We start from the raw sequence: 24906 nt of genomic DNA on the forward strand, positions 1-24906 counted from the left end.
CCTCCTCTCCCCGCGTCAGGCTAGGGAGCGGTGATGGCCATCCGAAGGGCCAAAGGTCCTGCCGCCGTAGGTCGCTCGGGGCGGGACCTTGGTCCCCGGCGAGGGTGCCGGGCCCCGACGTAGCCTCGAGGGACAGACGCCGAGCGACCGACGTCGCCGGCTGGCGGACAGAGGTGGGTCATGTCAGACATCGAGCGCGCACGCATCCGCAAGGAGGCGGCAGACTCTGTCGTCGCCAAGCCCCCGCGGGAGGACGACGCCTCCGGCTCCGCAGTGCGCCGGTACCTCGGCATCGCCCTGCAGCAGACGCTTCGCCGTCGCCGCGAGACGGTGCGCAAACCTGCGCCACCCGCCACCGCGAGCCCGCCGGAAGCGAAGGGTGCGCCGGAAACGAAGAGCACGTCGGAAGACTCGGAGCAACGGCCGTGAGCGGCCGGGTCGACGAGATCCTGTCGTGGTACCCCACCACGAGCCACCGCGCCCTGGCCAACCTGCGCCGGATGCTGGAGCAGGGTCGGACAGGTGGCTCGGGGAAGCTCGTGGTGCTCCCCGTGGACCAGGGCGTTGAGCACGGCCCGGGGCGCAGCTTCGCGGCGAACCCGGCCGGGTACGACCCGCGCTACCACGCCCGGCTCGCCCTCGACGCGGGCTGCAGCGCGCACGCCCTCCCCCTCGGCGCGGCCGAGCTGGTGGCTCCGGAGTACGCCTCCGAGCTGCCCCTCATCCTCAAGTGCAACGGCTCCGACTCGTTGTTCACCGGTGCGGACCCGGAACCGGCTGTGGTCGCGAGCGTGGATGACGCCGTGCGACTGGAGTGTGCGGCGGTCGGCTTCACCATCTACCCGGGCTCGGCCGCCCGCAACCACATGTACGAGAACCTGCGTCGGTTGGCGGTGGATGCGGCCGATGCCGGCCTGCCGGTCGTGGTGTGGTCCTACCCCAGGGGCTCGGGGATCTCGACCGAGGGCCAGACCGCCGTCGACGTCGTGGCGTATGCCGCGCACCTGGCCTGCCAGCTCGGTGCCCACATCGTCAAGGTGAAGCCGCCCACGGCCCACATCGAGAGCGACGCGGCGCGCGCCGCGCTGGAGAAGGCGGGGGTACCCCTGGAGACGCTCGCCGACCGGGTCCGCCACGTCGTGCAGTCGGCCTTCGACGGGCACCGGATCGTCATCTTCTCCGGCGGGGCGGCCAAGGAGACCGCAGCCGTCCTCGAGGAGAACCGCCAGACGGCGATGGGCGGGGGGTTCGGGACCATCATGGGACGCAACTCCTTCCAGCGGCCGCATGACGAGGCAGTCCACCTCCTGCACAACGTCATGGACATCCACCTCGAGTACGCCCGCTGATCGCCCCCCTCTCGTCCCCTGCCCCCGGGCGTCCCGTCGAGGCACGGCCCCGTCGCCTCGGCGCCGTGCCGCCGTGCCGCCGTGCCGCCGTGGGACCTAAGCCACTGTCCCGGGCGCCGGCCACGGCATCGACTGGGAAGGAGGGGACAACCATCCCGGTCGTCCCGTGGAAGGAGAGAACGATGAGCACCAACACCCCGACGAGGTCGACCGAGCTGCGCGTCCGGTCGCCATGGGACGTCTCACCGTGGGCTGACCTGGCACCGTGGTCGCCGCGGCTGAGCGACCTCATGCAACAGATGTGGCCGTCCGGCACGACCTCGGGAGAGTTCAGCCCCGGCGTCGAGCTGCACGAGACCGACGAGGCCTTCGAGCTGGAGGTGGACCTGCCCGGTGTCGACCGCAAGGACATCACGATCGACATCACCGGTCGCAGGGTCCGCGTCCACGGCACCAAGACGGTGAAGGAACGCGACGGCATCCTGCGTCACTCCACGCGGTCGGTCGGCGCCTTCACCTACGAGGGAGTCCTGCCCGCCCCGGTGAACGAGGGAGCCGTGCAGGCTCGCCTCGCCGACGGCGTGCTCTCCGTGACCATGCCCAAGGCCACCGAGGCCAAGACCACCCACATCGAGATCACCTGACGACACCCGCGGGAGCTCCCGCGGACTGGAGGGCGCCGGGCCCGGCGCCCTTCGCCGTGTCGCGACGCGCCGGTCCGGCACAGTGTGTGCGGACCCCGAACTGGGGTATGCCTTCTCCATCGACGAAAGGCATCTCCACATGAGGTCGTGGCGCAAGTCCGAGGCCGGCGGTCTCGCCAGGCTGTTCGCGTGGCTCGTGGTCACGTTCCGCTGGTTCCTGGTGGCGGGGTGGGCCGTCGTCCTGGTCGCGGCCGCCGTGTGGCTTCCGGCGAAGACCTCCAACGCCGACCTCGGTGGCTTCGCGCCACCCGACAGCCGCGCCATCGCGACGGAGACCACGTCGGCCAAGGCCTTCGGGTTCCCCATCCTGTCCCGGACCATGCTGGTCCAGCGCGACGCCGGCGGCCTGTCTCAGGCCGCGCAGCAGCGTGCGGTCGAGCGCGCCGTCGCGGTGGCCAAGCACACCGCCGGTGACGTCGGTCCGATCGTGGCCGTCGTGCCGATCGCCAACGCCCAGGGCGTCTTCCCCTCCTCGTCGGAGCGCGACACCACCGCCCTGAGCTACGTCTTCACCAAGCCGGGCACGACCTTCGGCCAGGAGGTCGCCGCCGCGCGCACCTACGCCCACCAGCACGTGAACCAGCCCGATGACCACTTCGTCGGGGTCACGGGGACGATCCCCTCACAGCTCGCCCAGTCCGACCTCCTCTACGGCCACCTGGTGCTGCTCGAGATCGCCACGCTCGCGGTCGTCATCGGCATCGTGGCCCTCAAGTTCCGCTCCGTCGTCGCGCCGCTCGTGGCGCTCGTGACCGCGGCGGCGTCGTACTTCCTGGCCGTCCGGGTCACGAACTACGCCGGGAGCTTCGTCGAGGGCGGAGCGCCCGAGGAGCTCAAGCCGTTGGTGCTCGCGCTGGTGCTGGGCATCGTGACCGACTACGCGATCTTCTACCTCTCGAGCATGCGCACCGGCCTCGAGGACGGCTTGGACAAGGTGGCGGCGGCCAAGGCCTCGGCCACGCAGACCGGTCGGATCGTGCTGGTCGCGGGGATCGCGGTGGCCGCCGGCAGCGCGGCGATGCTGGTGGCCAGGTCGGGCTTCTTCCGCGCCTTCGGACCTGTGCTCTCGTTGTCCGTGCTGTCGGCGGTCGTCGTCTCGCTGACCCTGCTGCCGGCCCTCATGGCGATCTTCGGCCCCGCGCTGTTCTGGCCCAGCCGGCCGAGGCGGGCCGGCAGGCGGGTGGTGTCGCGGGCCGCCGCCCGGGTGCTGACGGTCAGGGTGGTGGCGCTGGTCCTTGGAGGGGCGTGCGTGGTCGGGCTGGCGGCCCTGGTCCCCCACGCGCAGCGCCTGCACCTGGGCGTGTCCTTCGAGGTCGCCCTCCCCGCCGACAGCCCGCCGCACCTGGCGGCGCAGGCCGCGTCGTCCGGTTTCGCACCCGGCATCGTCGCGCCGACCGAGCTCCTCCTCCAGGGCACGGGTGTCGGCGGCGACCGGGCCAAGCTGACCCGCCTGGGCCAGGAGCTCTCGGACCAAGAGGGTGTCGCGGGCGTGCTGAGCCCGGAGGCACTGCCCGAGGAGGTGGTCAGTGGTGCGCTGGTGACCAAGAGCGGCGACGCGGCTCGCCTGATCCTGGTGCTCGACCACGACCCCTTGGGACCCACGGCGATTCGCGACCTCAACAGGATGACGGCGGCCATGCCCGACCTCCTGCGGCAGGCGGGGCTGGGTGATGCCCGCTTCGGCTTCGCCGGTGACACCGCCGTGGCCAGCGAGCTCGTCGCCACGACCAACGCCGACCTGCGTCGCATCGCGGTGGCGGTGCTGCTGGTCAACCTGGTCCTGCTGATGGTCTTCCTGCGGGCCATCGTCGCCCCCGTCCTGCTGCTCGCCTGCAGCCTGCTCGCCCTCGCCGCCTCGCTGGGCTGTCTCACGCTGGTCTTCCAGGACCGGCTGGGCCACGAGGGAGTGGCCTTCTACGTGCCGTTCGCCGCCTCGGTCCTGCTGCTTTCCCTCGGGTCCGACTACAACATCTACGGGGTCGGCCACGTCTGGACGCGGGCGAAGCAGACCACCATGCGCAAGGCCATCGCCGAACGCGTGCCCGAGACCTCCGGCGCCATCACGGCAGCGGGCATCACCCTCGCGGCGAGCTTCGGGATGCTCGCCCTGGTCCCGCTCCGCCAGTTCCGCGAGCTGGCCTTCGTCATGGGGCTCGGGGTGCTCATCGACGCCCTCGTCGTGCGTGCCGTCATGGTCCCGGCCCTCCTCGCCCTCCTGGGCGGGTTCAGCGCCTGGCCGCGCAAGCTCCGCGGTGCCGACGTCCCTCTGACCCGTCGCGGCGACGTCCAGCCCATCCGGCGACCGGCTGACGAGCGTCCCTCCGGCGGAGCACACTGGCCGGAGGAGTCGTCGCCAGGAGGCCCAGCATGACCGCGTCGCCATCGGAAGCACCCCCACCACAAGGCCTTCCTGCCGGAGTCCGAGCGCAGATCCTCGCCACCGAGCACTGGAGCCTGCTGGCCACGCGAAGCATGACCTGGTCCGAGGTGATGAGCCGGATCACGATCCACCTCACCGTGGCCTCGGCGTCGCTGGTGGTGCTCGCCCTGTTCGCGCAGGCGTCCGGGTTCGACACCGCTTTCAAGGTGATGGCCATCGGGCTCGCCGCGGCAGTGCTCGTCATGGGCACGCTGACCCAGATCCGGGTGGTCAACGCCAGCGTCGACGACGCCTCGACCATCCTCGGCATGAACCGCCTGCGCGCGGCCTACCTCGACCTCGACCCCGGGCTCGCGCCCTACTTCATCACCTCACCCCACGACGACCAGCAGGGCCTGATGCAGACCTACCTGATGGGCTGGCCCCGATCCACGCTGAGCCATGTGGCGGGGAGCACGAGCATCTTCCTGACGGTCGTCAACGCCATCGTCGCCGGCACGCTCGGTGCCCTGGTGGCCGATGCGGCCGGTGCCACGTCGCTCGTGGTCGTGGTCGCCGGTGTCCTGTGCGGCGCCGGCTACGTGGCGGGCCAGCTCGTCATCGGGCAACGGTCCTTCGCCACCCCGCGGCAGGAGTCACGCTTCCCCACGCCCGGAGACCGCTGACCCCCGTCCGTCCCGATGCCGCCGGCGCCGGTCGCCGTCCGGCCTGCGAGACGCGATGCCGACCTCGTGGACGAGTCACATCGACTCGTGCTCCACTGGTGACATGTCTTCGACCGCCGCAGTGACCGCCACGCACATGGTTTCCATGTGCTGCGGCGTCATGCGGCGTTGCTGCTGCGCCTGATCCCAGCCCCGCACCAGCCCGGCGCTCCATCTGAGCGAGCGCCCCCACCGCACCGGAGACCAACCCATGAGCACCATCCTCGCCAGCCACGCGGCATACCACCGCATCCACCTCGACCTGCACCTGACCCAGGGCTCTGTGTGTCACCGAATGTGTTGCCACGTCTCGCATTCCGACACCCAGACCACTGAACAGGAGCAGTTCCATGACCGCCATCACCACCGCCGGGACACCCGGCGTCAACCGCTTCACCCGTAGCCAGCTGCTGCGCACCGCGCGCCTCTTCGCCACCGATCCCGACCTCGACCGCCTCGTCGACCCCGGGGCCACCGAGCGCACCTGGCAGCGCCTCGACGCGACCGCTCACCTCGAGATCTGGCTGATCAGCTGGCCGGTGGGGGCCAGCACCGGGTGGCACGACCACCTCCAGTCGGAGGGCGCCTTCCTCACCGTCAAGGGTGCGCTCGCCGAGCAGTCGTGGACCGGCAACACCGCCCACGACCGCTACCTCTGGGAGGGTGAGGGCCGCACCTTCGGCCCGCACCACATCCACAACGTCGCCAACCTCGGCGACCGACCTGCCCTCAGCGTGCACGTCTACTCCCCCTCGCTGCGGGGCATGACGCGCTACGCGTTGCTCGACGGCCGGCTGAAGCAGACCGCGATCGAGCGGGCGGGTGAGCAGTGGTGACCGCCATCGCCGCACCGAGCACCATCGCCGCACCGAACACCACCGCCGCGCCGGTCACCCAGGGCGCCCCGACCGTGCACTGGGAGACCCGCCTCTTCAGCGACCCGACCGCGACCAGGGCGCCCTCGTCGGGCCGGGGCTGGGACGCACCCACCTACGCGGGCATCGACGACCAGCTGGGCGACGCGCGCAGCCGGCTCGAGCGGGTGAGCGTCCGGGCTGCCTACCAGGAGGTGCTCTACCGGCGGGCCCTCCTCGTCGACATCCGACCGGCTGCCCAACGCCTCGTCGAGGGCGAGGTGGCACCGCACCTCGGTGTCCTGGTGGTCGAGCGCAACGTGCTCGAGTGGCGGTTCGACCCGCGGCACGACGCGCGGCTCGATGTCGCGGCATTCGACGCGCGCGTGCTCGTGCTGTGCCAGGAGGGATACACCTCCTCACTGGCCGCAGATGCCTTGCTGCGCTTGGGGATCCACCGCGCGACCGATGTCGTGGGTGGGTTCCGTGCCTGGCGCGAGGCGGGCCTGCCCGTCGCCGCCTGACGCCTCACCCTGGCGACGAGCGTATGCCGCACGGCTGGCTCAGCCGCGCGGCGTGCTCAGCCGCGTCGGCGGCGGATCGCCCCCAGGCCGATGAGGGCGACGGCTGCCGCTGCCAGCGCGGCGATGCGCTCGGTGCGCAGGTCACCGGACTCGGTGCGGGTGGCCTCGGTGAACTTCGCCTTGGCCGACTCCACCTGACGCCGGGCGATCTCCTGAGGTGCCGTGCGGGTGTGCAGCTCGTCGACCGTGCCGGCGAGCCGCTCCCGCGCAGCGGCGATGTCGGCCTCGATCTGGTCGACCGACCTGCTCGCCTCTGCCGGGGTCTTGCCGTTCTGGTTGTCGCTCATGGGGTGCTCCTCGGTGGGTCGGTCGTCACGCCAGGCCCAGGTCGCGGCGGAGCTTCGCGACGTGGCCGGTGGCCTTGACGTTGTACCAGGCGTTCGAGACCTTGCCATCCTCGTCGACCACGACGGTGCTGCGGATGACGCCCTCGACGGTCTTGCCGTAGAGCTTCTTCTCCCCGAACGCGCCGTAGGCGTTCATGACCGACTTGTCCGCGTCGGAGAGCAGCCGGATCGCCAGGCCGTCCTTCTCGCGGAACTTCGCGAGCTTCTCGGGCTGGTCGGGTGAGATGCCCAGCACCTCGTAGCCCTCGCCGCGCAGGGTGTTGATGTTGTCGCTGAAGTCGCACGCCTGCGTGGTGCAGCCCGGGGTCATGGCGGCGGGGTAGAAGTAGACGATCACCTTGCGACCGCGCAGGTCGGACAACGTGACCTCACCGCCCTGGTCGTCGGGCAGGGTGAAGTCGGGGGCGGTGTCACCTGTGGTCAGTCGCTCGGCCACTGCTGTCTGCTCCTCGTCGTCGGGATAGTGTTATTGCGAGTGAGTTGCAATAACGTGGCTGTCACCAGCGGTTCCCAACCTATCCCAGCCGGGCAGGGAACACCTCAGGACAGCATCACCGCAGCAGCACCGGCACCCACAGCAACGACGACAGCAGCACCCAGCAGCGGCAGCCCAGCAGCAAGGAGCAACCCGTGCACGTCCCCGACGGTTTCCTCGACGCCCCGACGTCGGTCGGCACCGCGGTCGTCGCCGTGAGCGGGGTGGCCCTGGCCCTGCGCGGCGCCCGTCGCGAGCTCGACGACCGCACCGCGCCGCTCGCCGGACTGGTGGCGCTGTTCATCTTCTGCACGCAGCTGCTCAACTTCCCGATCGCCGCAGGCACCTCGGGCCACCTGCTCGGTGGCGCGCTGGCCGCGGTCCTGGTCGGGCCCTGCACCGCCACCCTGTCGATCACCGTGGTCCTGCTGGTCCAGGCGACCCTGATGGCCGACGGCGGCATCACCGCGCTCGGCACCAACATCACGCTCATGGGGCTGGTCGGGGTGTGGACCGGCTGGCTGGTGTTCGTCGCCGTGCGCCGGGTGCTGCCCAAGCGTCCGATGTGGGTGGTCCCGTCCGCCGCCGTCGCAGCGCTCGTCTCGGTGCCCACGGCCGCCTTCGCGTTCTCGCTGCTCTTCGACCTGGGCGGCACGGTGGACGTGCCGTTCGCCACGGTCGCCACGACCATGGTCGGGATCCACACCCTCATCGGCCTCGGCGAGGCGGCCATCACGGCGCTGGCCGTCCTCAGCATCGTCGTCGTGCGACCCGACCTGGTGCACGGAGCCCGGCCGAGCCTGCAGTCGCGCACCCTGGAGATCCGCGAAGGGGTGGCTGCATGACCGACCCGACGACCAGTCCCACGACCGACCCGACGACCAGTCCCACGACTGGCCCGACTGCGGGCCCCCGCCCTCGCGTGTCCACCCGGCGCCTCATGGTCGTCGGCGTCCTGGTCTGCCTCTTCCTGGCGGGGGTGGTCTCCTACTACGCCTCCAGCCACCCCGACGGGCTCGCGTTCGTGGCGCGGGAGAAGGGTTTCGCCGGCTCGGCCGGGCCCCACGCCAGCGACGGCTCGCCCTTCGCCGGCTACGCCACCCGGGGCATCGACAACGCCCGGGTCTCCGGTGGGGTGGCCGGCATCGTCGGCGGCGCGCTCGTCTTCGTCATCGCCGGCGGCCTCTTCCTCGCCGTGCGTCGACGTGACCGCGCCGGCAGCGACGCGGAGGCCGGCACCGGCGTCGCCGGCGACCACACGGAGCGGGACGACGACTGACGTGGGCGCAGGACACGGTCACCACCTCCACTTCCACGGGCACTCCCCCGTCCACCACCTCCCGGCGCACGTCAAGCTCCTGGCCCTCGTCGGCTTCGTCCTCACCGTCGTCCTCACGCCGCGCACCGCGTTCGCCGCGTATGCCGTCTACCTGCTGCTCGTGCTGGTCGCCCAGCGCGCGTCCGGTGTGCCGTTCGGCTACTTCGCGAAGCGGCTGGTGGTCGAGGTGCCGTTCGTGGTGTTCGCGCTGCTGATGCCGTTCGTCGCCACCGGCCCCCGGGTCGCGGTCGGTCCACTGCGGCTGTCCGAGCACGGGCTGGTCGGAGCCTTCGCCCTGCTCGCCAAGGGGACCCTCGGGGTGATGGCGTCGCTGGTGCTGGCCACCACGACCGAACCACGCCATGTGGTCGCCGGCCTGGAGCGGCTGCGGCTGCCCGGCCAGCTCGTGCAGATCATGGGCTTCATGGTCCGCTACCTCGAGGTCGTCACGGGAGAGGTGGCACGGATGAAGGTCGCCCGGGAGTCACGCGGGTTCCGTGCCACGTCGGTGCGGGCGTGGCCCGCCCTGGCCTCGACGGCGGGCGCGCTCTTCATCCGCTCCTACGAGCGTGGCGAGCGGGTCCACCTGGCGATGCTCTCCCGTGGCTACACGGGTTCGCTGCCGGTGACCCGTCCGGCCACCGCGACCGCCGCGCAGTGGCGGCTGGCCGGCATACTCCCCGCTGCTGCGCTGGCGACGCTGCTCGTGGTGGTGACGCGATGACCACCCCGGTGCTGGACGTGCGAGGTCTGGCCTACGCGTACCCGGACGGACACCAAGCGCTGTTCGGCGTGAATCTCCATGTGCACCAAGGCGAACGTGTCGCCCTCCTCGGCCCCAACGGCGCGGGCAAGACCACCCTGGTGCTCCACCTCAACGGCATCCTGACGGCCGGCGCGGGGTCGGTGTCGGTGTCCGGACTGCCGGTGACCGAGCCCAACCTCCTGGAGGTCCGACGACGGGTGGGGGTGGTCTTCCAGGACCCCGACGACCAGCTCTTCATGCCGTCGGTGCGCGCCGACGTGGAGTTCGGGCCGGCCAACCTCGGCCTGCGCGGCGCAGCGCTCGAGGCGCGCGTGGTGGCGGCACTCGGCCAGGTCGGCATGCTCGACTTCATCGACCGGCCACCACACCACCTCTCCTTCGGGCAGCGGCGGCGGGTCGCCGTGGCGACGGTCCTCGCGATGGAGCCGGAGATCCTGGTGCTCGACGAGCCCTCGTCTAACCTCGACCCGGCCTCGCGACGGGAGCTGGCCGACATCATCCGGTCACTCGACGTCACGGTGCTGATGGTGACGCACGACCTCCCCTACGCCTACGAGCTGTGCCCCCGTTCGGTGGTGCTGTCCGACGGCGTGGTGGTCGCCGACGGCGCGACGCGGGAGGTCCTGACCGATGACACCCTGATGGCCGCGCACCGCCTCGAGCTGCCGTTCGGCTTCGACCCGCGGAGCATCCCCGCCCCCTAGGCGTACGGACCTAGTCGGCTCGGTCCACCCACTCCGCCTCGTCGGCGCCGTAGCGCCGCCCCACCCACGCGAACTCGCGCGGGGAGTCGTCGAGGGTGAACGCCGGTCGAGCCTGGACGACGTGCCCGTATGCCGTGTCGGAGCCGACCGTCCACGGCGCCAGGTCGTCCAGGGGCAGCACGCTCCCGTCGAGGGCGTCGGTCTGCAGCAGCCAGTGGGCAGTGCGCGCCAGGTGGGCCTCCACCCGCCAGGTGCCGCCCTCCTCGGCGCGGCGACGCAGCGCCGACAGCACGCCGGCTGCGAGGAGGTAGCCGGTCGCGTGGTCGAGGGCCTGCGCGGGGAGCGCCCCCGGCACCTGCCCGTCACGGGACTCGATGAGGGAGATGCCGGTGGCCGCCTGCACGATGCTGTCGAAGCCGCGGCGCCGGCCCCATGGTCCGCTCGGGGTCCACGCGCTGAGGCTCGCGCAGACGAGGTGGGGGTGCTGGGCCGCGAGGTGCTCGGGATCGAGCCCGAAACCCGCGAGTGCCCCCGGGCGGTAGCCGGTCACGAGGACGTCGGCCGCTGCGAGGAGGTCGTGGAGGTGGTGGCGGGCGTGCTCGTTCTGCAGGTCCACCAGGGTCGAGCGCTTGCCGGAGTCGGTGTCGAGATGGATGGCGTCGAGCTCGGGGAGGTGGGGGCTGTCGACCCGCAGCACGTCGCAGCCCAGCTGGGCCAGCGCCCGCGTCGCGACCGGGCCGGCGAGGACACGGGTGAGGTCGAGGACGCGGGGCCGGCGCGGGGCGGGCACCGCAGCCGCGGCCCCGACCGACCGCACGGCCAGCACGTCGTGGCCGGCGACTGCGCTGGCCTGCTCGGAGGCCATCCACTCGGTGATCGTCCGCACCCGCACCGCGATGCCGTGGTCGGCGGTCACGAGGTCCTCGAGGGCCTGGGCCGGCCGGTCGGCGATCGCCGACACGGCGTCCTCACGGGTGGCATCCTCGCCCAACCCCAGAGCCCTGAGCAGCCGCATGCGGTGGTGGGGGTAGTTGGCGTGCGTGCGCACCCAGCCGTCGCTCGCCTCGAAGAAGCCGGACAGCGGGGCGAACCCGGGCTCCCGCCGGCCGTCGATCGTCTGTACCTGGTCGTTCCGGAACGCCACCGACACCTGGCGTGGATCGACTCGCACCCGCTGCGCACCGCGCAGGGCCGCGCCGGCCAGCCCGGCAGCAGCGACGGCACCACAGGCGAGCGTGTTGACGGGGAGGGCGGAAGGAAGGGCGCCGCCGGGTGCGAGCTCGAGGTGCGCCGCGGCATACCCCTCGTCGAGAGCCAGGGCGGGGAGCACCTCGCGCAGCAGGTGGTTCACACCTCGACTCTAGGACGCCGCGGGGCTTCGTCGCGGCGGACCGCGGACCGGGTCGTCGCCCCGGTCGCCGGCGCGGCCCACCCATGACACATGTCATGGGTGGGCCTGCGCCATTGGGCGGAGCCCTCCGGGGGGCGCCCCACCCACCGTGTGACCAGGGGACCACGAGGCCCCACTCCTCCATCCAGGGAGCACACGATGACCCTTCGAATCGGCCTGGCGACAGTAGTCGCCGGATGCCTCGGCCTTGCCGCCGGAGCCCCCGCTCTGGCCGGCAGCTCGGCACCGGTGTCCACCGGCACCTCACTGTCGGCGCGGGCCCCCGAGTCCGCGTTCCACGCTGCAGGTGGTGCCGCCAGCGCGGCCGACCCGGCCAGCTGCACGCGTCCGGCCCCTGACAACCGGGTGAGCACGACGATCCACTGCTACACGCCCGACCAGATCCGGGCGTTCTACGGGCTGGCACCGCTCACGCCGTCGACGACGGATGGGGCCGGCCAGACGATCGTCCTGGTGGACTCCTACGGCAGCCCCACCGCCGCGAACGACGTCGCCTTCTTCGCCCAGACCTTCCACGGCCCGACGCCCGACTTCGAAGCGGTCTTCCCGCTGGGCAAGGTCGACTACACCCACGCCACGGGCAACGGCAGCGGCACCGCCGGGCCGACGTCGGCCGACGGCTGGGCCGGTGAGGCCAACCTCGATGTGCAGTGGGCCTATGCGATCGCCCCGAAGGCGCACATCGTGCTCGTGGCCACTCCGGTGGCCGAGACGCAGGGCGTCCAAGGAATGCCCAACTTCATGAACGCCATCGACTGGGCCATCGCGAAGTACCCGGCCGGCACCGTCTTCTCCATGTCGTTCGGCACCAGCGAGGAGGCGTTCGGCGGGGCTTCGGCGAAGTCGCAGTTCGCCCGGTTCGACCAGACCTTCCAGCGCGGGCTCGCCAAGCACGACACCTTCCTCGCCTCGTCGGGCGACGACGGGTCGCTCGGGGTCGGCCGCGCCCACCACCAGGGCCAGTTCGTCGACCACCCGTCCGTGAGCTACCCCAACTCCTCCCCCTACGTCACCTCGGTGGGCGGCACACAGGTGCAGTCGGGGTGGACGTGGGCACCGACCCAGGACAAGCCGTTCAACGACGACGGCAGCCGCAACCCGCTCTACTGGGCATGGACCCCGGGTGGCAGCAGCCAGGCCGTCTGGAACGAGAGCTGGGCCTCGATCGGCACGGGCGGCGGTCTGTCGAGCGCCTACTCGCGCCCGGCCTTCCAGTCTGGCGTGGCCAGCGTCGTCGGCAACCACCGAGGCGTCCCGGACCTCGCGTGGAACGCCGCCGTCAACGGCGGGGTGCTCGTCTTCCACACGTACTTCCCGGAGATCGAGGGCCCCCCGGCCTGGGGTGTGTTCGGCGGGACGTCGGCGAGCTCACCGCAGGTCGCCGCGCTCACGGCCATCGCGAACGCCTCGCGGAAGGCAGCCGGCAAGGCAGGCATCGGCAACCTCAACGCGGCCATCTACGCCAACGGCTTCCCGCGGGCCAGCGCGTTCAGCGACGTGACCGCCCACACCTACGGCACCGTGCCCAGCGGCGTGCTGCAGGACAACCGGATGTGGGAGACGGGCGCGGACGGCTTCGTCACGCCGAGTGCGGTGACCGGCTTCCCGACGACCACTGGCTATGACCTGACGACAGGTTGGGGCAGCCCCAAGGCAGCCGGCTACGTCGCCGGGCTCACCGCGGCCCCCTGACATGCCCGAAGTCGGTCCCGGGGCGGTATCCGCCCCGGGACCGGCATCACGTCGGCGCACCGTGTCTTCGCAGTCGCTCCATGCGTCGCCCCCGTGAGGGCGGGTAGGCCCCCACGAGCACCCCTCGTCCCGGTGCCAGACCGACCGAGCAGCTCCGCCCGAGCGGGCCGGTCAGGCCGCTTGGTGGCCGTGGCGGTCCAGGGGTCGGGTGGTGTGGGTGCGGCCGTCGGGGGCGGTCCAGGTGCAGACGCCGAGTGCGTCCATCTCGACCTGCCAGCCGGCGTGGTGCTTGAACCCGTGGTGGGTCGCGCACAGCGACTGGAGGTTGGTGACGGTGGTCGGGCCGTCGGGATGTCGGATGACGTGGTCGAGCTGGCACCGCCCGGCGTTGGTGGCGCAGCCGGGGAACCGGCAGGTGCCGTCGCGGGAGCGGACGGCGCGCGCGGTCCGGGCGCCGGGGCGGTAGGTGCGCGGGTCCTGCCAGCGGGTCGCGCCGGTGACCGAGTCGCTGCGGGCCAGGCGGAGGGTGACGTCGGGGTCGTGCAGCAGGTCGACCACGTCGGCGGGCAGCAGGGACCCGAGCAGGGGCACCTCGGTGTGGCAGGACACGAACCACAGGTCACCGTCGTGGTCGTGCAGGACCCCGTCGTCGAGCTCCTCGCAACCGCCGAGGTCGACGTAGCCGCCGTTCGGCTCGGGCGACTCGAGGTCCGACAGCTCGTCGAGACACCCCGCAGAGACGCCGAGGCCTGGCCGGCTGGCGTGGCCGCTGTCGATCGGAGCGACCAGCTCGATCGTGGTGCTGATCGTGGCACTTGCTGCGATGAGGTCGCTCAGGGCGTCGACCCGTGCGGCCCCCATCCGCAGGCCCGGGTTCGCCCGGGCGTACTCACCCGCGAGGCCGTCCACGGCACCCCAGATGCGCATCGCCACTGGCGTCGGCAGGTCGGCCACCAGCCGAGTCATCCCCGAGCACTCCCCCGGACGCACTCGCACATCGCTACGGGCCCGGGAGAGCTCGGCCAGGTGGGCCGCGTCATCGGGGGCGCACCGCTCAGCCGCGCGCCGGGCCCGCCGCCGCAACGCCGCACACGAGGTCTCGGTGATGCCGCCCTCGAGCACGCGCGCCTCGAACTCGTGCCACCTCGACGGCGGCGCAGCCGCCGACTCGGCCACCACCGCGTCGACCCGGTACGGCTCCAGGTCACCCGACCACGCCAACGCCTGCACACCCGGCAACGCACACACCACCCGGCGAGCCCGGGCGATCCGGGTCGACATCGTGCGCGGCGACACGTGCAACAACGCCGCCAACGCCCCCGCCGCCACCGCGTGACCCGACCACCCCTGACGCCGCCCACCCCCCACCACACCCGCCGCGAACACGTCAGCCGCGTCGAGCTCGGCCCGCTCGTCGCACCGCCGGGCCACGGTCTCCATCGCCGAACTCTGCCGGGCCGTCACTGCGCTCACCACCCGTTGCGCGGCCAGCACCAAAGCCTCCGCCTCCTCAACCGACAGATCGACGATCGCCTCGTCCGTCAGTGCGAATACGGCGCCGGCGAGCGTGGCCGGATCGGCCACCTGCACCGCCGCCACGCTCTCGAACATGGGCCCAACCTAGTGCCCACCACCGACAGCGCACCCCGCCTGGCAGGCGAGGAGCACCAACGGCGGGCCGCCCGCATACCAGGTGAAAACCGTTGGGGAACAAAGGATCGCCGACGTCGTCAGCGGGCGACCTGCGCCTTCCAGGCCGCGTACTCGGCGCGCATGCAGGTGCCGCAGGGGCGGTAGCCCGCGGCGACGGCGGTCGGCTCGTCCGCGAAGAAGACCCGGTGTCGGACGTAGCCACCCTGTCGGATGGCTCGCAGCGCGGACGGACAGTCGAGGCGTCCGTAGACCCTCCCCCGGCGGTTGCCGCCCAGCGTCCCGGGGACCTCACTCTCGCAAGGCTTTCCGTCGGCACCGATCAGGGTGAACACGACGAGCTAGTAACCCTCCGGCAGGAGCTCACCGACCGGGGTGCTGGGCTCGAGCCGGTTGCCGGCCGGCGCCAGCGGGCAGACCCAGCGGTAGTCGTAGACGCACGACGGGTTGTAGGCGAAGTTGAGGTCGACCACCCAGCGGCCGGCGTCGTCACGACCGAGGTCGGTGCCCTTGACCGTGTCGAGCAGGTAGCGGCCGGCTCCGTAGGTCTCGGCGCCCGCGGAGCCGTCGCGCACCGGCAGGAAGATCCCGCCGCCGTACGAGTTGAGCCACCACACGTCGAGCGTGCCGAGGCCGTCGAGGGTCACCCGACCGGCACCGGTGAACGGGACCACCCCGTCCGTCGCGGACCTGAACTCCCACGGCTGCTGGGCGTGCGGGTCGTCCGCCGCCACGGCCTGCACCTCGACGACGAACCGGTAGGCCGGGTCGTACGCCGCGTGCCGCAGCTGCTGCCCCTCGCGGCGCGGCGACGCGGGGTGATCGAGGAAGAGCCGGGACCGCCGGTCGACCCACAACGCGTGGGCGGTGGCGGGGTCGGGCTCGGCCCGCACCGCGGCATACAGCGCGTGCACCTCACGTCGCCAGGCGGCGACGTCGAGGGCCGAGGGGTAGGTCAGCTCCTCGTCGTCGAGATCGGTCACGGGTCAGTCCTCCAGGGCGTGGTCGTGGACGAAGCGTTCGGCCCGACGGTCGGGGACCAGCCACGCGACTGCGACGGCGACGTAGGCCACCATGCCGAGCCACGGGGACACGAACGACCCGAGGATGCCGAGCACGTAGACCCAGGGGCTGAGCTTGCCCTTGAGGTCGCGGCCGACCGCCTGGCGCAGGAGGCCGTCCGGCCCGTCGCGACGGAACACCGCCAGCTGGAGGACGTAGTACGCGACGGCCGCCCCCAGCAGGTTGATCCCGTAGACGACGACCGGCAGCTGGGCGAACCGGGTGTCGTCCATCCACGCTGTAGTGAAGGGCACCAGGGAGAGCATGAAGAGCAGGCCGAGGTTGGCCCACAGGATGGCGCCGTTCACGTGCCGGACCAGCTGGAACATGTGGTGGTGGTTGTTCCAGTAGATGCCGATGTAGACGAAGCTCAGCAGGTAGGTCAGCAGCCCGACCAGGGACGGCCTGAGCGCTTCGAACGTCGGCTCCTCGGGGACCTTGAGCTCGAGCACCATGATGGTGATGAGGATGGCGAGGACTCCGTCGCTGAACGCCTCGAGCCGTCCGGTTCGCATGTCGGGAGTCTAGGCACATCCCCCGGGAACCCCGCCATCTCCGCGATGGTGCGCAAGGCGGGACTTGAACCCGCACACCCGAAGGCACCAGGACCTAAACCTGGCGCGTCTACCTATTCCGCCACTTGCGCGCGCGGCAACTCTAACGCGGCGACTCAGCCGAGGAGCTCGCGCAGGTGCGGGACCATGGCGCGGAAGGCCTTGCCGCGATGTGAGATCGCGTTCTTCTCGTCCGGGCTGAGCTCGGCTGCGTGGCGGGTGTCGCCCTCGACGACGAGGACCGGGTCGTAGCCGAAACCGTTGGCGCCCTTGGCCTCGTGCGCCAGCGAGCCCGCCATCCTGCCCTCGGTGGCACGGATCGTGCCGTCAGGGAGCGCCAGCACCGCCGCGCAGACGAAGGCCGCACCGCGGTGCTCGTCCTTGACGTCCTCGACCTGCGCGAGCAGCAGGTCGAGGTTCGCCCGGTCGTCGCCGTGGCGTCCCGACCAGCGCGCCGAGAAGATGCCGGGTGCGCCGCCCAGCACGTCGACCGCGAGGCCGGAGTCGTCGGCGAGCGCGGGCAGACCCGTGTGGGCGGCCAGCGCCACGGCCTTGAGGCGGGCGTTGCCCTCGAAGGTCACCTCGTCCTCGACGACGTCGGGTGCGCCCTCGAACTCGGACGCTCCGACGATCTCGAGGCCGAGCTCCTCACACACGTCGGCGAGGATGGCCCGCAGCTCCCCGACCTTGTGGTCGTTGCGGGTGGCGAGGACGATGCGGGTCACAGCAGACGCTCGCGCGGGGTCGTGGCCAGCGCCTCCTGCTGCTTGCGGGTGAGGTCGGCACACCCGACGGTGGCCTTGTCGAGCAGCAGGTTGAGCATCTCCCGGTCGAAGGGCACGCCCTCGGCGGTGCCCTGCACCTCGACGAACCGGCCGTCTCCGGTCATCACGACGTTCATGTCCGTCTCCGCGGTGGAGTCCTCGGGGTAGTCGAGGTCGATGACGGCCTCGCCCTTGACGATGCCCACCGAGACGGCCGCGATCGAGCCGGTGAGGGGCTGGGCGTCCTTGCGGATCAGCCCCTTGGCGCGGGCGTCCTCGACCGCGTCGACCAGCGCGACGTAGGCGCCGGTGATCGAGGCGGTGCGGGTGCCACCGTCGGCCTGGAGCACGTCGCAGTCGAGCACGATGGTGTTCTCGCCCAGGGCCTTGGTGTCGATGATGGCGCGCAGGCTGCGTCCGATGAGGCGGCTGATCTCGTGGGTGCGCCCCCCGACCTTGCCCTTGCGCGACTCGCGGTCGGAGCGGGTGTTCGTCGACCGCGGCAGCATCTCGTACTCCGAGGTCACCCAGCCGGTGCCCCTGCCCTTCAGCCAGCGCGGCACGCCCTCGGTGAACGACGCCGCCACCAGCACGCGGGTGCGACCGAACTCCACGAGGACGCTTCCCTCGGCGTGGTCGAGCCAGTTGCGCGTGATGCGCACCTCGCGGGTCTGGTCAGGGGTGCGTCCGTCGTGGCGAGTCATGCGGCAAGGCTAACGGGGGCCTGCCGGGGGTCGGTGGCCCGGCCTAGGGTGGGGCCATGGCTGACACCACTCGCCTCGGCGCCCACGTCGACTCCGCCGACCCCGTCACCGCTGCCCAGGAGCGCGGCGCCGGTCTGAGCCAGTTCTTCCTCGGCAACCCGCAGGGCTACAAGGGTCCGGAGTACGCCTACGAAGCCGGTCCGGACGCGTTGCGCGCGGCTGCCGAGGCCGCCGACGTCGACCTCTACATCCACGCGCCCTACCTCATCAACGTCGCCTCGACCAACAACCGGATCCGCATCCCCAGCCGCAAGCTGTTGCAGCAGTTCATCGACGCCGGCGCCCAGATCGGGGCGAAGGGGCTGATCGTCCACGGTGGCCACGTCGAGCAGGCCGCCGACGTCGACAAGGGCTTCGACAACTGGCGCAAGGCCATCGAGGCCACCGACCTCAAGATCCCGCTGCTGCTCGAGAACACCGCCGGCGGCGACAACGCGATGGCCCGCACCCTCGAGCGGATCGCCCGGGTCTGGGACGCGATCGGCAGCGCCGCGGGGTCCGACAACGTCGGCTTCTGCCTCGACACCTGCCACGCCCACGCGGGCGGGATCCCGCTGGCCACCGCGGCCGACGACCTCCGCGCCATCACGGGCCGGATCGACCTGGTCCACTGCAACGACAGCCGCGACGAGTTCGACTCCGGCGCCGACCGCCACACCAACCTCGGTCAGGGGCTCATCGACCCCGACGAGCTGGTGGGTGTCGTCAAGGCGGCCGGCGCACCCGTCGTCATCGAGACCCGGGGCGGCCTCGAGGGACAGCAGGCCGACCTCGACTGGCTCCGCGCGCGGCTCTGACCGGGCATGGCTCCGACCCGCGCGCGGCTCTGACCCCGGCGCAGCGCCGACCGTTCAGTCGACCGTCGGGTGCGTCGAGAGGAACCGGCGGATGTGCTCGCGCGGCTGGTCGGCCAGGTGCGGACCGTGGGTGAACGCCGCCGTCGTGTAGTCGAGCTCGGCGAGCCGGTGGGCGGTCTTCGTGGTCAGGGCGAAGCTGGTGCAGAACGACTTGATCGGCCACCTCAGGCCGCGGACGTTGAAGATCGAGTCACCGGTGATCAGCACGCCGGACCCGCGGTGCAGGTAGGCCGCGTGGCCGGGTGAGTGCCCCGGCGTGTGCACCACCTCGAGGCCGCCGGCGATGTCGAGCACCTGCCCGTCGACGAGCCGCTCCCCCACGGTGACCGCGGGGAACGCGTTGCTGCCCATGAACCTGGTCATGAGCCTGGCCAGCCAGAACGACTGGTCCCGCGGAGGGCTCTGCCCGGCCTCGGCGTACGCCGCGTCGTCCTCGTGGATCGCGAAGTCGCGGCCGGTCTGCTGGGCCACGTGCGCGGCGCCGCCGGCATGGTCGGGGTGGGCGTGCGTCAGGAGCAGCTGTGTGACGTCGGAGGGACCGGATCCGATCGACGCGAGCGCGGCCAACACCTTGGGCCCGGACTGCTTGACCCCCATGTCGACCAGCGTCACCTGGCCGTCGGCGTCGCGGAGGATGAAGCCGTTGACGAAGTCGCCGAGGAGGGGGATGCGCCAGACACCGGACGCGATCGGGACTGCTGCGGCTCTGGCCATGGTGCGAGCGTAGGCGATCACCGAACCCGTCGTCCGCTCCTGTCGCCCCCTCCATCACCCGCTCCCGTCACCCGCTCCCGTCGCCCCCCTCCCGTCACCCGCTCCCGTCACCCGCTGCGGGCGTCCGTTCTCGGCTCCGGCCACCCAGGCGGCACGGCGCCTCGGTCAGTCGGCCAGCTCGGGTGGCCAGACGATCCGGAACCGCTCGAAGACGACCTCCAGGTCGTCGGAGAACTCGATCCCGATCCGTTCGCACTCGCGCCGGAAGAACCGGCGGTGGCTGTCCAGCCAGCTCTCGAGCGAGCGGTCGTACTCCCCCTCGTCCCACGCGAACGAGGCATCGACGCTGTGCAGCGGCCCGACCCGCAGCTCGTGGGTGCGCAGCACGACCCGAGGGGCGCCCGACCCGTCGCAGGCGACCCAGTGCGCACCGATGCGGGACAGCTCGTCGCCGTCCGCGGCATACGCGGCCACCAGCCCGGCGGTCGCGCGTTTCGGGCCGTCGATGACGAAGGCGATGAGCTCGTCGGCCAGCTCGGGGCTGTCGCCGAAGCACTCCACCGGCACGTCCGGCTCATCCGGCAGGAACGGTCGGCTCGCGCGGTAGTCGGCCCACAGCTGCCCGGCGGCGGCGCGGTCGACCTCGATCGGCTGGCTCATGGGCTGAGGGTATGCCGCGCGCGGGCTGCGTCAGTCGGCCAGGTCCGGGGGCCAGACCAGCGTGAACCGCTCGAAGCAGATCTCCAGGTCCTCGGAGAACTCGATGCCGAGACGGGCGCACTGCCGCTCGTATGCCGCGCGGTGGCCGTCGACCCAGGTCGCCAGGGTGCGGTCGTACTCCCCCTCGTCCCAGGCGAACCGGGCGTCGACGCTGTGGAACGGCCCCAGCCGCAGCTCGGTGGTCCACAGGACGGCCCGTGGCACCCCGGCTCCGTCGCAGCAGACCCAGTAGGCGCCCAGGGGCGGGAACGGGTCGCCGGAGGCGTGGTAGCCCGCGACGAGGGTGGCCGTGGCGCGCTTGGCCCCGGTGACGATGAAGCCCAGGATCTCGTCGGCGGCCGCAGGGGTGTCCCCGAAGCAGATCACCTCGGTGTCGTCGCGCCGCGGGACCTCGGGATGGGCCGCGAGGAAGTCGTCGTACATCCGCCGCCCGGCGGCGCGGTCGACCGGGACCGGACCGGCAGCACCCGCCGGAGCCGCCGAGATCGCCGGACCGACCGGAGTCGCCGAGCCCGCCGGAGCGGCCGGCGCCGTGGGAGGAGTGGGGTCCTCGCTCACGTGCTGCCGCCCACCTCGTAGGTCGCATCCTGGCAGGCGAGGTCGAGCGGTCCGGACCAGATCGCGGCCGCCTCGGCCCGGCACTGCTCGGGGTCGTTCCACGGCGGGATGTGGGTCAGGACGAGGCGCCGGACCCCACCGGCCGCGACTGCCGCTGCGGCAGCTCGTCCTCCGGAGAGGTGGACGCCCTGGCTGTCGTCGCGCCCGTCGACGAAGGCACTGTCGGTGAGCGCGAGGTCCGCCCCCGTCAGGAGCGGCCTCAGGGCCTCGCACGTGTCGGTGTCGCCGGTGTAGGCGATCACCGCGCCGTCGGCCTCGACGCGGAAACCGTAGGCCTCGACCGGGTGGTTCACCCGGTAGGCCGTGACGGCGAACGGACCGACGTGGCTCACCTGGGTGTCGGCCAGCTCGTGCACCGCGAACTCGTTGGTCATCCCGCCGTGCTCGAGCCCGTGGTACATCAGCGCGAAGCGCTCGGCAGCCCCGGACGGGGCGTGCACGGGGAGCTGGCCCTCGACCGGACCGCTCGGGCGGTACTTGCGGGTGACGTAGAGCCCGCAGACGTCCACGCAGTGGTCGGGGTGCAGGTGGCTGATGAAGACGGCATCGAGCTCGGCGAGGTCGACGTGGCGCTGGAGCGGGCCGAGGGCTCCGTTGCCGAGGTCGAGCACGATCGACCACGTGCGCCCCTGGTGCTCCGCCTGCACGAGGTAGGAGGAGGCGGGCGACGCCGGTCCCGCGAAGGAGCCGGAGCAGCCGACCACGGTCAGCCTCATCGGGCGACCACGACCGTCCGCACCACGGAGTTGCCGTAGACGTCGCCGACCTCGGGCCCCAGGAACCGGCGGGCCAGCGCGCGGAACTCCTCGGCGTTGCCGGTCGTGGTGAACCCGTGCTCGGGCGGGGGCAGGTGGCCCGGTCGCAGCAGGTCGCGGTCCGCGAGCACGCGGTAGAGGTCCTTGGCGGTCTCGTCCGCGGAGGAGACCAACGTGACGCCGTCACCCATGACGTAGGAGATCGCGCCGGTCAGCAGCGGGTAGTGCGTGCAGCCGAGCACCAGCGTGTCGACGTCGCGGTCGGCCAGGGGCGCGAGGTAGCCACGCGCGACGTCGATGACCTCCGGGCCGCTGGTGACCCCCGACTCGACGAACTCGACGAACCGCGGGCACGGCACGCTGGTGACCTCGAGGTGCGGGGCCGCCGCGAAGGCGTCGACGTACGCGCCCGACTGGTGCGTGCCACGGGTGGAGATGACCCCGACGCGATGGTTGCGGGTGGCGCGGGCAGCGCGGCGGACCGCCGGTCGGATGACCTCGACGACCGGCACGTCGTAGCGCTCGCGGGCGTCGTGGAGGACGGCCGCGCTCGCGGTGTTGCAGGCGATGACGAGGGCCTTCACGCCGTGGTCGACCAGTCGGTCGAGGCACTCGAGCGCGAACTCCCGGGACTCGGCGATGGGACGCGGCCCGTAGGGCGCGCGCGCCGTGTCGCCGAAGTAGGCGATCGACTCGTGGGGCAGCTGGTCGAGGACCGCCCGGGCCACGGTCAGCCCGCCATAGCCCGAGTCGAAGATCCCGATGGGTGCGTCCGCCACGGGGTCAAGGCTAGGTGCGGACCGCGGTCGCGTCCTCATCCTTCTGGCGTCTGGTGTGTCACAGGGCACGGCTCAGGGCGCCAGGGCGTGCGCGAGGGTCTCCTGGAGCCAGGTGAGGAAGTCGTAGACGGCCAGGGCGTAGACCGCTGGGTCGTCGTCCTCGAGCCCGGACACCTGCTCCTCCAGCAGCTCCATGTCGTCGTCCTGCTTGAGCCCGAGCCGCTCCCCCAGCACCAGGCGCACGTCGGTGAGGGCGATGAGGAGGGCCAGGGCCTGCGGCTGCTCGAGGGTGACCTTCTGGTCGTCGAACGCCGACAGCGCCGTGATCGCGGTCGTCAGGTTGGCCGCCTTGCGCGCCCGGAGCCCGTCCTCGGTGAGGCGGCGGAACTCCGCAGCCACCTGCTCGTCCTCGCGGTTCGCGGTGGGGAAGATCCGCTCGAGGGCGGGGTCACGGGGCTGCGGCACGGAGCCGGAGAGCTCGGGCAGCTGGTCGGACGCCGACAGCGAGACGCCCATGCCGATGCCGCCCAGCCCGGCGACGATGCGGTCGAACTCGTCACCGTCGGTCGTCTCGGGGTCCGCCACAGGCTCGGGCTCGACCAGCTCGAGCACCTGTTCCATCAGGCCGACGACGAGCCCCCGCTCGACCGCGTCCAGCTTGGCGACGAAGCGCCCGTCGCGACGTTTGAAGCCCCGGGCCACGTCAGCTGTCCTTCTGGAAGGTGGCCCACAGGCCGTATCCCTGGAGGGCCTCGGTGTCGGTCTCCATGCGCTCGCGGGTGCCGGTCGACACCACGGCGCGGCCCTTCACGTGGACGTCCATCATCAACCGCTCCGCCTTGGCCTTGGAGTAGCCGAAGTAGGTCTGGAAGACGAAGGTCACGTAGGACATCAGGTTGACGGGGTCGTTCCACACCAGGGTGATCCACGGGACGTCCACGTCGGCCAGCTCGTCGGTGGAGACACTCTCCTGCTCGACGGGCGCGATGGACATCACCGAAGTCGACGTCATGACGGGGACAGCAGGGGGCACGGGTCCACCTTAGGCTGCCGACGTGACGCCACGATCCCCCAGCACCGCGCTGCTGACCGACCACTACGAGCTCACCATGCTCGAGGCCGCCCTGCGCAGCGGGGCCGCCTCGCGCCGCTGCGTCTTCGAGGTCTTCGCCCGCCGGTTGCCCGACGGCCGTCGCTACGGCGTCGTCGCCGGCACCGGCCGGCTGCTCGACGCGATCGAGCGGTTCCGCTTCGCGGACGACGAGCTCGAGCACCTGCGTGACGTCGTGGACGCGACCACCCTGGACTTCCTCGCCGACTACCGCTTCGACGGCGACGTCTGGGGGTATGCCGAGGGCGAGTGCTACTTCCCCGGCTCACCGGTGCTCGTGGTCGAGTCCGACTTCGCGCACGGGGTGGTGCTGGAGACGCTCGTCCTCAGCATCCTCAACCACGACAGCGCGATCGCCTCCGCGGCCTCGCGGATGACGTCGGCGGCGGGCGACCGGCCCTGCATCGAGATGGGGTCGCGCCGCACGCACGAGGAGGCGGCGGTGGCCGCCGCCCGCGCGGCATACCTCGCCGGGTTCGCCACCACCTCCAACCTGGAGGCCGGACGGCGGTTCGGGGTGCCCACGGCCGGGACCGCCGCGCACGCCTTCACCCTCCTGCACGACGACGAACGGGAGGCCTTCACGGCCCAGATCGCGGCGCTCGGCAAGGGCACGACGCTGCTCGTCGACACCTACGACGTGCCCACTGCCGTCGCGCTCGCGGTCGAGCTGGCCGGCTCCGAGCTCGGCGGGGTGCGCCTGGACTCGGGCGACCTGCTCGTGCAGGCGCGCGACGTGCGCGAACAGCTCGACCGGCTCGGCGCCACGCAGACCCAGATCGTGGTGACCAGTGACCTCGACGAGTACGCCATCGCCGCGCTGGCAGCCGGTCCGGTGGACCGCTACGGCGTGGGCACCTCGCTGGTGACCGGCTCCGGCGCTCCGACCGCCGGCATGGTCTACAAGCTGGTGGCTCGCACCGACGACGACGACGTGATGGTCGGGGTCGCCAAGAAGAGCAAGGACAAGGCGTCGGTGGCTGGTCGCAAGTACGCGTTGCGCAGGCGGAACGCCAAGGGTGTCGCCGAGGCCGAGGTGCTCGGCATCGGCGAGCCGCCCGTCGACGACGGCGACGACCGCCCGCTGCTCGTCCCGCTGATGGCAGCCGGACGCACCGTCTCCACGTCGACCCTCGAGGACGCCCGAGAGCGGCACGCGGCGTCGCTCGCCGAACTGCCCGTGGCGGCGCTGCGGCTGCAGCGCGGTGAGCCGGTCATCCCCACGGTCTACGAGGACTGAACCCGGGCCGCGGCCGTCCGACGACGGGTC

General features: G+C 71.9%; 30 protein-coding genes and 1 tRNA gene. 14 read left to right on the top strand and 17 right to left on the bottom strand.

Annotated features, from left to right (window positions below):
- Positions 1 to 180 precede the first annotated feature (180 nt).
- The 7 genes from ABD262_RS16805 to ABD262_RS16835 all read left to right on the top strand — a co-directional run bounded on the left by ABD262_RS16805 (position 181) and on the right by ABD262_RS16835 (position 6515).
- Positions 181 to 429 (top strand): hypothetical protein, encoded by a 249-nt coding sequence (locus tag ABD262_RS16805; protein ID WP_344138699.1) that lies wholly within the window; start codon positions 181 to 183, stop codon positions 427 to 429.
- A complete protein-coding gene (locus ABD262_RS16810; RefSeq protein WP_344138702.1) occupies positions 426 to 1349 on the top strand; it encodes a class I fructose-bisphosphate aldolase in 924 nt (307 codons plus the stop codon). The genes ABD262_RS16805 and ABD262_RS16810 overlap by 4 nt, the downstream gene beginning before the upstream one ends.
- Positions 1350 to 1531: 182 nt before the next feature.
- Complete coding sequence (locus ABD262_RS16815) at positions 1532 to 1993, top strand: Hsp20/alpha crystallin family protein (RefSeq protein WP_344138704.1); 462 nt, start codon at positions 1532 to 1534, stop codon at positions 1991 to 1993.
- Between the two features lie 139 nt (positions 1994 to 2132).
- The gene (locus ABD262_RS16820) at positions 2133 to 4424 is read left to right on the top strand and encodes an MMPL family transporter (RefSeq protein ID WP_344138706.1); all 2292 of its coding nucleotides are present in this window, start codon (positions 2133 to 2135) and stop codon (positions 4422 to 4424) included.
- Entirely contained in the window at positions 4421 to 5098 is a 678-nt protein-coding gene (locus ABD262_RS16825) for a hypothetical protein (RefSeq protein WP_344138708.1), read from the top strand. The genes ABD262_RS16820 and ABD262_RS16825 overlap by 4 nt, the downstream gene beginning before the upstream one ends.
- 389 nt (positions 5099 to 5487) lie before the next feature.
- Positions 5488 to 5973, top strand: a complete 486-nt coding sequence (locus tag ABD262_RS16830; RefSeq protein WP_344138710.1) for a cysteine dioxygenase — start codon at positions 5488 to 5490, stop codon at positions 5971 to 5973.
- Positions 5970 to 6515 carry a rhodanese-like domain-containing protein gene (locus ABD262_RS16835; RefSeq protein ID WP_344138712.1) on the top strand — a complete coding sequence of 182 codons (546 nt, stop codon included), beginning with the start codon at positions 5970 to 5972 and terminating at the stop codon, positions 6513 to 6515. The genes ABD262_RS16830 and ABD262_RS16835 overlap by 4 nt, the downstream gene beginning before the upstream one ends.
- A 56-nt stretch (positions 6516 to 6571) precedes the next feature.
- On the opposite strand, the gene ABD262_RS16840 is transcribed toward ABD262_RS16835, so the two are convergent.
- Positions 6572 to 6862, bottom strand: a complete 291-nt coding sequence (locus tag ABD262_RS16840) for a DUF3618 domain-containing protein (RefSeq protein ID WP_344138714.1) — start codon at positions 6860 to 6862, stop codon at positions 6572 to 6574.
- A gap of 25 nt (positions 6863 to 6887) precedes the next feature.
- The gene (gene bcp / locus ABD262_RS16845) at positions 6888 to 7358 is read right to left on the bottom strand and encodes a thioredoxin-dependent thiol peroxidase (RefSeq protein WP_344138716.1); all 471 of its coding nucleotides are present in this window, start codon (positions 7356 to 7358) and stop codon (positions 6888 to 6890) included.
- 194 nt (positions 7359 to 7552) lie between these two features.
- Here bcp and ABD262_RS16850 point away from each other — a divergent pair, with 194 nt between their 5' ends.
- Genes ABD262_RS16850 through ABD262_RS16865 form a run of 4 tightly spaced genes read left to right on the top strand, consistent with a single transcriptional unit; the run spans position 7553 to position 10185 of the window.
- Positions 7553 to 8242: an energy-coupling factor ABC transporter permease gene (locus tag ABD262_RS16850; RefSeq protein ID WP_344138718.1), complete on the top strand. Its 690-nt coding sequence runs from the start codon at positions 7553 to 7555 to the stop codon at positions 8240 to 8242.
- On the top strand, positions 8239 to 8676 hold the full coding sequence (locus ABD262_RS16855; RefSeq protein ID WP_344138720.1) for a PDGLE domain-containing protein: 438 nt from the start codon (positions 8239 to 8241) through the stop codon (positions 8674 to 8676). The genes ABD262_RS16850 and ABD262_RS16855 overlap by 4 nt, the downstream gene beginning before the upstream one ends.
- A gap of 1 nt (position 8677) precedes the next feature.
- Positions 8678 to 9439: a cobalt ECF transporter T component CbiQ gene (cbiQ, locus tag ABD262_RS16860; RefSeq protein WP_344138722.1), complete on the top strand. Its 762-nt coding sequence runs from the start codon at positions 8678 to 8680 to the stop codon at positions 9437 to 9439.
- Positions 9436 to 10185: an energy-coupling factor ABC transporter ATP-binding protein gene (locus tag ABD262_RS16865; RefSeq protein ID WP_344138724.1), complete on the top strand. Its 750-nt coding sequence runs from the start codon at positions 9436 to 9438 to the stop codon at positions 10183 to 10185. Before cbiQ ends, ABD262_RS16865 begins: the two co-directional genes overlap by 4 nt.
- 10 nt (positions 10186 to 10195) lie before the next feature.
- Here ABD262_RS16865 and ABD262_RS16870 read toward each other — a convergent pair whose 3' ends face one another.
- Entirely contained in the window at positions 10196 to 11536 is a 1341-nt protein-coding gene (locus tag ABD262_RS16870; RefSeq protein WP_344138726.1) for a CoA transferase, read from the bottom strand.
- Positions 11537 to 11734: 198 nt separating this feature from the next.
- On the opposite strand from ABD262_RS16870, the gene ABD262_RS16875 reads away from it, so the two are divergent.
- The gene (locus ABD262_RS16875) at positions 11735 to 13288 is read left to right on the top strand and encodes a S53 family peptidase (RefSeq protein ID WP_344138729.1); all 1554 of its coding nucleotides are present in this window, start codon (positions 11735 to 11737) and stop codon (positions 13286 to 13288) included.
- A gap of 171 nt (positions 13289 to 13459) precedes the next feature.
- Here ABD262_RS16875 and ABD262_RS16880 read toward each other — a convergent pair whose 3' ends face one another.
- From ABD262_RS16880 to rph, 7 genes are all read right to left on the bottom strand, one after another.
- A complete protein-coding gene (locus ABD262_RS16880; RefSeq protein ID WP_344138731.1) occupies positions 13460 to 14899 on the bottom strand; it encodes an HNH endonuclease signature motif containing protein in 1440 nt (479 codons plus the stop codon).
- Between the two features lie 119 nt (positions 14900 to 15018).
- Positions 15019 to 15273, bottom strand: a complete 255-nt coding sequence (locus tag ABD262_RS16885; protein WP_344138733.1) for a metal-binding protein — start codon at positions 15271 to 15273, stop codon at positions 15019 to 15021.
- 6 nt (positions 15274 to 15279) lie between these two features.
- Complete coding sequence (locus ABD262_RS16890) at positions 15280 to 15921, bottom strand: DUF1684 domain-containing protein (protein WP_344138735.1); 642 nt, start codon at positions 15919 to 15921, stop codon at positions 15280 to 15282.
- A 3-nt stretch (positions 15922 to 15924) separates the two neighbouring features.
- Positions 15925 to 16515, bottom strand: a complete 591-nt coding sequence (locus tag ABD262_RS16895) for a TMEM175 family protein (protein WP_344138737.1) — start codon at positions 16513 to 16515, stop codon at positions 15925 to 15927.
- 46 nt (positions 16516 to 16561) lie between these two features.
- Positions 16562 to 16646: transfer RNA gene (locus ABD262_RS16900), tRNA-Leu, on the bottom strand.
- Between the two features lie 24 nt (positions 16647 to 16670).
- Complete coding sequence (gene rdgB, locus ABD262_RS16905; protein WP_344138739.1) at positions 16671 to 17279, bottom strand: RdgB/HAM1 family non-canonical purine NTP pyrophosphatase; 609 nt, start codon at positions 17277 to 17279, stop codon at positions 16671 to 16673.
- Entirely contained in the window at positions 17276 to 18022 is a 747-nt protein-coding gene (gene rph / locus ABD262_RS16910) for a ribonuclease PH (RefSeq protein ID WP_344138741.1), read from the bottom strand. Before rph ends, rdgB begins: the two co-directional genes overlap by 4 nt.
- Before the next feature lie 56 nt (positions 18023 to 18078).
- On the opposite strand from rph, the gene ABD262_RS16915 reads away from it, so the two are divergent.
- A complete protein-coding gene (locus ABD262_RS16915) occupies positions 18079 to 18879 on the top strand; it encodes a deoxyribonuclease IV (RefSeq protein ID WP_344138743.1) in 801 nt (266 codons plus the stop codon).
- A gap of 54 nt (positions 18880 to 18933) precedes the next feature.
- On the opposite strand, the gene ABD262_RS16920 is transcribed toward ABD262_RS16915, so the two are convergent.
- From ABD262_RS16920 to clpS, 7 genes are all read right to left on the bottom strand, one after another.
- Complete coding sequence (locus ABD262_RS16920) at positions 18934 to 19653, bottom strand: MBL fold metallo-hydrolase (protein WP_344138745.1); 720 nt, start codon at positions 19651 to 19653, stop codon at positions 18934 to 18936.
- A gap of 165 nt (positions 19654 to 19818) precedes the next feature.
- Positions 19819 to 20313, bottom strand: a complete 495-nt coding sequence (locus tag ABD262_RS16925) for an ASCH domain-containing protein (protein ID WP_344138747.1) — start codon at positions 20311 to 20313, stop codon at positions 19819 to 19821.
- Between the two features lie 30 nt (positions 20314 to 20343).
- Entirely contained in the window at positions 20344 to 20931 is a 588-nt protein-coding gene (locus ABD262_RS16930) for an ASCH domain-containing protein (protein ID WP_344138749.1), read from the bottom strand.
- Positions 20928 to 21707, bottom strand: a complete 780-nt coding sequence (locus tag ABD262_RS16935) for an MBL fold metallo-hydrolase (RefSeq protein WP_344138751.1) — start codon at positions 21705 to 21707, stop codon at positions 20928 to 20930. Before ABD262_RS16935 ends, ABD262_RS16930 begins: the two co-directional genes overlap by 4 nt.
- Positions 21704 to 22525: a glutamate racemase gene (murI, locus tag ABD262_RS16940; protein WP_344138753.1), complete on the bottom strand. Its 822-nt coding sequence runs from the start codon at positions 22523 to 22525 to the stop codon at positions 21704 to 21706. The genes ABD262_RS16935 and murI overlap by 4 nt, the downstream gene beginning before the upstream one ends.
- A gap of 72 nt (positions 22526 to 22597) precedes the next feature.
- Positions 22598 to 23227, bottom strand: a complete 630-nt coding sequence (locus tag ABD262_RS16945) for a DUF2017 domain-containing protein (protein WP_344138755.1) — start codon at positions 23225 to 23227, stop codon at positions 22598 to 22600.
- A 1-nt stretch (position 23228) separates the two neighbouring features.
- Entirely contained in the window at positions 23229 to 23519 is a 291-nt protein-coding gene (gene clpS / locus ABD262_RS16950; RefSeq protein ID WP_344138757.1) for an ATP-dependent Clp protease adapter ClpS, read from the bottom strand.
- A 61-nt stretch (positions 23520 to 23580) separates the two neighbouring features.
- On the opposite strand from clpS, the gene ABD262_RS16955 reads away from it, so the two are divergent.
- The gene (locus ABD262_RS16955) at positions 23581 to 24876 is read left to right on the top strand and encodes a nicotinate phosphoribosyltransferase (protein ID WP_344138759.1); all 1296 of its coding nucleotides are present in this window, start codon (positions 23581 to 23583) and stop codon (positions 24874 to 24876) included.
- The last annotated feature ends 30 nt before the right edge of the window (positions 24877 to 24906 follow it).

The sequence above is a fragment of the Pedococcus bigeumensis genome, assembly GCF_039531795.1.
In the GTDB taxonomy this organism is placed as follows: Bacteria; Actinomycetota; Actinomycetes; order Actinomycetales; family Dermatophilaceae; genus Pedococcus; species Pedococcus bigeumensis.